The organism is bacterium, from assembly GCA_026398675.1.
Lineage (GTDB): Bacteria > RBG-13-66-14 > RBG-13-66-14 > RBG-13-66-14 > RBG-13-66-14 > RBG-13-66-14.
Map to the genome: position 1 here is coordinate 1 of JAPLSK010000106.1, position 4,555 is coordinate 4,555.

Annotated in this window: 4 protein-coding genes; all 4 read right to left on the reverse strand. The window is 68.1% G+C overall.

Annotation, left to right across the window (positions count from 1 at the left end; all coding sequences use genetic code 11):
- Positions 1-347 precede the first annotated feature (347 nt).
- Complete coding sequence (locus tag NTW26_02410; GenBank protein ID MCX7021125.1) at positions 348-944, reverse strand: hypothetical protein; 597 nt, start codon at positions 942-944, stop codon at positions 348-350.
- Between the two features lie 80 nt (positions 945-1,024).
- On the reverse strand, positions 1,025-1,750 hold the full coding sequence (locus NTW26_02415; protein ID MCX7021126.1) for an ATP-binding protein: 726 nt from the start codon (positions 1,748-1,750) through the stop codon (positions 1,025-1,027).
- Positions 1,751-2,002: 252 nt separating this feature from the next.
- Complete coding sequence (locus tag NTW26_02420; protein MCX7021127.1) at positions 2,003-3,841, reverse strand: ABC transporter ATP-binding protein; 1,839 nt, start codon at positions 3,839-3,841, stop codon at positions 2,003-2,005.
- On the reverse strand, positions 3,774-4,555 hold a 782-nt coding region (locus NTW26_02425), incomplete at its 5' end, for a lipid-A-disaccharide synthase (GenBank protein MCX7021128.1). The genes NTW26_02420 and NTW26_02425, both read right to left, overlap by 68 nt.

A 4,555-nucleotide genomic window follows, 5' to 3' on the forward strand; every position in this document is an offset into this window, starting at 1 on the left:
GTTGTAAAGGCGCCCCCCTCTCCCTTTTAGGGAGCGGCGCGCCGACGGGCCGGGGTGAGGGTCGAGGCCGGGAACGTGAAAACGGCGGGGATAGGAATCCCCGCCCTACGGAATTTGATTGAATCGTCCATCGCCCTCGTAGGGGCCGACCGACGGCGCGCCGTTTAGGTCGGCCCGTCATATCCCCTCTCCCTTATAGGGAGAGGCTCGCCTACGGGCTAGGGTGAGGGTCAAGATAGGGAACGTTGAAAAACGGCGGCCCGCAGAGGACTCGTCCTACGGGGCCGCCCTACATCATCGCAACCAAGGTGAGGGCCGTCCCAAGCGGCCCCCATGCAACTTCAGTCTTATTCAAGCACCTCGAGGGTGTCGGCGTCGAGGTAAATCCGCCCTATCTCGTCGCCCCCGGCGGTGAAGAAGACGACCCGGGCGACGGTCGCGACGTCGGGCCAGACGTCCTCCTCGTCCGTGTAGACGAAGAGGGACAGGTGATCATGCGCATCCCACTCCCGGACATCGGCCTCGGCCACGGCCGCGGTCAGCCAGGGCACGGCGTCGTCGTACACGGGAAGCTCGTCCGAGTTCGTCTGCATCCAGGCGGTCTCCACGGAGCCGTCGTAGTGGACGGTGACCAGGTAGCGGCCTTGGCTGGGATGGCCGTCCTCCATCATGTAGAAGAACCAGGAACCCTCGGGGTCGGACATTATCTTGCCGTCGTCGGCCAGGCAATCGGCGCCCAGCGCGGTGGGCGCGGGATCGGAGTAGATGTCGCCGATGGCGTCGGCGGCCGTCTCCAGCGCCCAGGCCAGAGTGTAGTCGGTCGCTCCGTCCCCGTCGCCGTCGCCGTCCCCGTCCCCGTCCCCGCTCGGGGTGCCCGAGTCGCAGCCCGTGAAGAACAGAAACGCCAGGGGAAGAACCGAAAGGACAAGCCAGAGCTTTCGCATGTTACCCCCAATCGGGAATCTTTACGTCGTCCTTTTCAACCTTATTCTATCCCAACCGGGACCCAGAAGCAATTCCGATTTCAGTCGTCGGGATTGAAGGAGTCGGCAAGCATGTCCTGGCGGTAGTCGTCGCCGATGAGGTGGAGGTGCCGGCACATCTCGTACAGCCGCGAACGGAGGCGGGGACCGATCCTGTCCGACAGCGTCTCCGCGTTTTTGGCGGATGTCTTATCCGGGTAGTTGGTGGTGATGAGGACGGGCAGGCAGGCGTTGAAGCGCCGGGTGAGGATGTCGGCGAAGGTGTCCAGAACCCAACTGGTGAGGTTGTAGGCGCCCAGGTCGTCCAGGAGCAGCAGTTCCACGGAGAGGACCCGCTCCACGAGACGTCGGGCGACGATGGGCTGATTATCGACGTAGGCGGAGCGGATCTCGCCGATGAGCTCCCGGGAGTCGGCGAAGAGGACAGAGTGTCCCTTAGCGGCCACCACCTTGAGCACCCCCACCGCCAGATGGGTCTTGCCCACCCCCCAGCCCCCGGAGAAGATGAGACCGCCCTCGACTTCGGGGAAGTCGGCGGCGTACTGCCTACTCACATTGAGGGCTCTCTTCTGGCTGGGGTTGAGGGGGCCGGAGAAGTTTTCCAGGGTGCGGTGCTCGTAGCGCTCAGGAACCTGGGCGGCGCCCAGCATATCCCGCCGGTGCACGGCCGCGGCGCATTCGCAGGGGCGCACGACCTCGCCGCCGTCCCCGTCGGTGACGACGATCCAGCCTTCCCCGCCGCAGATGGGGCAGTCGTGCTCGGGCAAACCGACCTCCAAGGGGGAGGATATAGCATAAAGGGCGGCTAAGACAAGGGGTTTCGCCGGGGCGTTACTCGCTTCGCTCGTTTTGCCAGGGGCATAGCTCGATTCGCCAGGGGCGTAGCTCGCTAAGGCTCGGTTCGCTCGGTTAAACCCCTTGTCCCGGCCTGGAATCAATGGCGCGTCAGGCGCCTTAGCCGTAGTCTACGTAACGAACCGTTCGAACGCAATCGGGCGCAGCATCAATGAGAAGGCATTTCAAGCATCTCTAAGACCCTCTTGGCGCTCGACGAGATTCCGGTAGAGGCCGCCGGCGGCCATCAGCTCGGCATGGTCGCCCCGCTCGATGATTCTCCCGTCCTCGAGGACCAGGATGCGGTCGGCGCCGCGCACCGTGGACAGGCGGTGGGCGATGACCAGCGTCGTGCGCCCCGCCATGAGCCCACCCAGCGCCCGCTGCACCGCCAGCTCGCTCTCGGCGTCCAGGGAGCTGGTGGCCTCGTCGAGGATGAGCACCCGGGGGTCGGCCAGGAGGGCCCGGGCGATGACCAGCCGCTGGAGCTCTCCACCGGAGAGGGTGGTCCCGTCGCGCCCCACTTCGCCGTCGAACCCGCCGGAGAGCCGCTCCACCCGGTCGGCGAGGCCCACCGCCTCGAGTGCCGCCCGCAGGTCGTCGTCGGTGGCCTCCGGGGCGCCGTAGCGCAGGTTCTCCGCCACGCTCGCCGAAAAGACCAGCGGCTGCTGCGGGACCACCGCCATCCTCGACCGCAGCGCCGCCAGCGGCCAGTGTTTGAGGTCCAGGCCGTCCAGACAGACGCTCCCCGCGTCCGGGTCGTACAGCCGGGGCAGGAGCTTGACCAGGGTGCTCTTCCCCGCCCCGGAGGGGCCGACCAGGGCCACCGTCTCGCCCGGCTCGGCGCGGAAGGACACGTCGGAGAGAACGGGCCGGTCGGCGTAGGCGAAAAAGACCCCCTCGTAGACGACCTCGCCCCGCGGCGGTGGCGGCGTCGCCGGCTCCGGGGGGTCGGCCACGGCGGGTACCCGGTCGAGAACCTCGTACAGCCGGTCCGCCGACGCGCCTATCTTCTGCAGGTTGGCGTTGGCCTGCCCCAGTGTGCGCAGGGGCTTGAGCACCAGCGCCACCAGCCCCACGAACTCCACCAGCATCCCGGTGCTCAGCGTCCCCGCGTCTACCAGGCCGACGCCGTAGGCGATGACGGCGATGACGCCGGAGACGCCGAGGGCCTGGATGACGGGACCGGTTACGGCGGCGGTGAGCTCCCGGCGGAGGGTTTTTTTGCGCGCGTCCTCCACCCGGAGGTCGAGGGCCTCCTGCTCGTACTCCTCGGCGCCGAAGGCCCGCACCACCCGCATGGACTCCAGGCTCTGCCGCAGCCGGGCCAGGAACGAGCTCTCCGCCCGGCGCACGGTGTGGGTGTGCCGGCGGACCAGCCGCCCCAGCAGGTTCAGCGCGATGATTACCGGCGGGAGGATGATGAACGTGACCAGGGCCAGGCGCCAGTGCCGCGCCAGAATCAGCCCCAGGAGCACCAGGGAGCCGGCCGCGGCGGTGACGAACTCCTTCACCGCGTAGACCGAGTTCGAGAGGGTGTTTACGTCGTGGACCAGGCGCGTCAGGGAGTCGCTGGAGCCGACGGCGGTGTGGAAGCCCACGTCCAGGTCCAGGAGGTGGTCGTAGAAGCGCCGGCGCAGGTCGTAGGTCAGCCGCTGCCCCGAGTACTGGATGGCGTAGCTCCCGCCGAAGACCAGCAGCGCGTTGATCGCCAGCGAGACCGCCATGCCCAGGGGGAGGAGCCAGTCCGCAGCCCCGGCGCCGAGCCCCAGGCCGGAGAGGAACCGGTCCAGTCCGGGATTCGGGGCGGACAGCCGGTCTATGAACATCCCGGCCAGCCAGGGCAGCCCCCCCTCGGCGGCCGAGGCCACGAGGTTAAGCGCCCAGCCAAGGGTGATGAGGGGCCACTGGACCAGCATCTCCCGGAAAAAGCGCCGGAGCGAGTGGCCGAATTTTTCAGCCACGGCGACCCTCCAGTAATCCGGCGATTTCTTCCGCCGCGCGCCCCGCCGCACCGCCGCCACCCAGCCGCTCCCTCAGCTCCAGACCGGCCTCCCGCTGCCTCGTCCGAAGACTCTCGTCGGCGAGGAGGTCCCAGGCCGTCCGGGCCAGGCCCACCGGCGTCAGCCGCGACTGCAGCAGCTCCGGCACGATTTCCCTCTCCGCGACCAGGTTGGACAGGCCGATCCACGGGCGGCGGATCACGGCCCGGCCGAAGAGGTAGGTCAACAATCCGGTTTTGTAAACCAGAACCTGGGGTATTCCCAGGCAGGCGACCTCGAGGCTGGCGGTTCCCGAGGCCACCAGGGCCAAGCCGCAGCGGGCGACCTCGGCGTGGAACGTTCCCGCGACTCGCTCGACGAGGCGGTCCACGTCGAGCTTATCGAGCCGCGCCGCGGTCAGCTCCCGAATCTCGTCCGTAGCGCTGGGGAGGACGAAGCGGAGCTCGGGGTCGCGGTTTACTAAAATTTTCGCCGCGCCGAGCATGGGCGGCAGGATTTTATCCAGCTCCCCCGGCCGGCTCCCCGGCAGGAGGGCGATGCGCTTCGCGTCGCCGGGGGGCCCCGGGGCGGGGAGGTAGTCCAGGACCGGATGGCCGACGAAGAGAGTCCGCGCGCCGTGCGAGCGCCAGAGCGCCTCCTCAAAGTCGAAGATGACCAGCATCAGGTCGCAGAGCCTCGCCAGCCCCGCCGCCCGCCAGGGCCACCAGGCCCACACCTTGGGGCAGATGTAGTAGA